This is a genomic window from Syntrophomonas sp. UBA1041 (assembly GCF_002316705.1).
Lineage (GTDB): Bacteria > Bacillota > Syntrophomonadia > Syntrophomonadales > Syntrophomonadaceae > DTU019.
In genome coordinates, this window is sequence record NZ_DCEA01000059.1 from 1 (window position 1) to 2,857 (window position 2,857).

Sequence of the window (2,857 nt, forward strand, 5' to 3'; positions counted from 1 at the left end):
CCGCCTCCCGCCAGACCGGTGGCGTCGTCCCGCTTGATAAATATCCTTGTACCGCCCAGAGCATCTGCCAACCGGTCGGCCCCCTCCAAGGGAGTTGGCAGATGGGCAATTTTCAAGGGTTTATACTCAATTGGCATATAAATACCTCCCTTTTTTAACCAACTACGCCGATTTAATTATAGACCAGTTTTCCCTTCAACAGCAAATATCCAGGCAGATTAGCGCCCATGAAAAATGGAACTAATCAACCCTACAAAGGGTTATATGGGTGCTTTTGTATTGCCGAAAACTGCGGGAATGACCTGAATCCCATAGGCAGGAAAGACCGAGAGCAGCTGGATTTGGGGTTGCAAAGTTGACAAATCATTTAGTCATTGATATTAATATTGGAAAGGTTTGTGAGGAGGGAAATTTGTGTTTCTGTTTGTGTTAATTTTAATGTTAATTGTTGGCTCGGTATTCTTATTTCTAGGTTTGCGCATATGGAAGAATGAACAAATTACACTCATACACCGATATCATTATACAAAGGTTTCTGAAAAGGATAAAAAGCCTTATACTGAAAAAATGGGCAAAGCAATTATCCTGATGGGGATTGGAATAATGTTGACAGGTATAGTTGAATTTGCGACTCAGACAGGTTATGGTTGGTTATTTTTTGTTATTGGCTTTATCTGGGGAATTGTTATGATTATCCAGGCACAACGTAAATATAATAACGGACTATTATAAAAGCACTTAAATCTGTTCGGTATATCCTCAACCCGGAAGGTGACCAGGATTCCTGAAATACAAAGCACCCACACAAGTGAGTGCTTTTTCCGTTCCCTGCATCCCTTTTAGTTTTAGGCGCGTGGTGACAAGGGAAATCGTTATTTTTTAGATTTGTCCTTACCCTTGCCGCCGCGGCGCAGGAAATCTTCCTTAATCTCATCGCCCCAGTTGTCTGCTAGTATGCCGCTCTCCCGGTAAGAAGCTATGGCTTGGGCCGTAACCTTAAAATTCAGGCTTGTACCTTCACTATCCCCATGGTAGTTCTGCGCCCGGTCAGGAGCGATGCCGAAACGTCCGGCTACGTCAACTGCATCTATGTTCGCTCCCAGGAAGATAAACTCCCAGCCGTACTTGTTTTTTTGCCTTTCGACCATCCCCTTGATTTTATTGTAGTCATATTCCCGACTGGCATTCTCCATGCCGTCGGTGGTAATAACAAACAGCACTTTGTCGGCTCGGTATTCCTCGGATGTCTGCTTCTGAGCATTGCCGATCTTGTTAATCGTCCTGCCGATGGCATCAAGCAAAGCCGTTGTGCCTCCCACAAAGTATTCCTTTTCGGTAATAGGCGACACTGCCCGAAGGTCAATGCGGTCATGAAGCAGTTCATAGTTGTTATCAAATAGAACCGTTGTAATAAGTGCTTCACCATCAAGGGCTTTTTGCTTTTCAAGCATAGCGTTGTATCCGCCGATTGTATCCTGCTCCAGCCCGCTCATTGAACCGCTTTTGTCCAGGATAAACACCAGTTCCGTCAGGTTTTTCTTCATAAGAAATCCTCCATTCATATTTAGTCTGAATAGAGGATACCACGGCACTAAAGCAGAGAGGTCGCTTGCAGAGCGACAAAAGCCAACATGTATCTTGCTTTTGGCGCCTCATGAACCCAGCAAAGGCTGGTCATAATGGAATAGCACTTCATTAATCTCGTAGATGTCGTACTTACCAATCGTGATAAAGTATTCGATAATCACATCGAACTTTTGACTGGGTGACAGGGCATAGCCTGCCCGGGCCAGCAAGTCCCTGGTTTCAGCAAGATTCAACTCCAAGGCGATGGCCAGGGCGACAGCAGTTTTCTTGCTGGGCATATAGGCTTTGTTGCTCCGAATTTTGGAGAACAGCTTGCGGTCGATGTTGGCGCTTTTATAGACCTCAACATCTGTTCTGCCCTTCGCGTCAATCAGCCGGAGCAGTGTCTGGGAAAAGGGCTCGTCCAGGTGGCCGACTAATGCATCAAGGCCGGCCATAGGCGCCTCCATAATCGGCGTGGACACCTTTTGGAAGGTGGCATCCTCGAACATCAGCGAGGATTCATTAGTCAGGAGTTTGCGGCGCTTATCCGTATGTTCAGCAACGTAATGCTCATCAATGTATGCCTCGACCGCTCCAAGCAATTGCTCGCTGATTTCAACCGCCGCCTTGCCGAATACAACCAGGAAAATTGCCATGTCGCTGTGGCGCAGGAAGTCTTGGATGGCAGCAACAGCCACGCGCAAGGCTTCCTTTTTCGGGTAACCATATATGCCTGAAGAGATCAAGGGGAAAGCAACTGAGTCACAGCCATGCTGCTCTGCCAGCATAAGCGAATTAATATAGCAGCCCCGCAACAGCGTCTCCTCACCCTGCCGGCCACCTTGCCACACCGGGCCAGGGGTGTGGATAATATATTTTGCGGGCAGGTTGTGCCCGGGGGTAATAACTGCCTGTCCCGTTTCACAGCCGCCTATAGCATTACACTCAGTTTGCAGCTTATCTGCGCCGGCAGCTTTAAAAATGGCGCCGCACACTCCACCTCCCATCTGGAGCGATGCGTTTGCAGCATTGACAATTGCGTCAACCCGCATTTTTGTGATGTCATTGCGGACGATAGTAAAGGGCATGGCGGAATACCTCCTGTTTCATCTGAGTCTTAGGCAACTCCCAAGTTTTGGGGAGGTTATATTTATTATATAATATTGCCATGCCGAAACAAGAAGCATCTGCGGCACTGCTTAAGTATAGTCCGGGAATAGGCCGTTGAGCTTGGTATCTACTCTTTCCTCGTTTATCATTTTCATATAATTAAAAGTGGCTGCCTCAA

The 2,857-nt window shown here is 47.0% G+C and carries 3 protein-coding genes; 1 reads left to right on the plus strand and 2 read right to left on the minus strand.

The window, feature by feature from the left end; translation table 11 throughout:
- Nucleotides 1-414 precede the first annotated feature (414 nt).
- Nucleotides 415-732 carry a DUF3784 domain-containing protein gene (locus B2633_RS08485; RefSeq protein ID WP_483170173.1) on the plus strand — a complete coding sequence of 106 codons (318 nt, stop codon included), beginning with the start codon at nt 415-417 and terminating at the stop codon, nt 730-732.
- Between the two features lie 140 nt (nt 733-872).
- On the opposite strand, the gene B2633_RS08490 is transcribed toward B2633_RS08485, so the two are convergent.
- Together B2633_RS08490 and B2633_RS08495 are read right to left on the minus strand one after the other, a co-directional pair.
- On the minus strand, nt 873-1,544 hold the full coding sequence (locus B2633_RS08490; protein WP_483170174.1) for a vWA domain-containing protein: 672 nt from the start codon (nt 1,542-1,544) through the stop codon (nt 873-875).
- A gap of 108 nt (nt 1,545-1,652) precedes the next feature.
- The gene (locus B2633_RS08495; RefSeq protein ID WP_483170176.1) at nt 1,653-2,657 is read right to left on the minus strand and encodes a macro domain-containing protein; all 1,005 of its coding nucleotides are present in this window, start codon (nt 2,655-2,657) and stop codon (nt 1,653-1,655) included.
- Nucleotides 2,658-2,857: the final 200 nt, after the last annotated feature.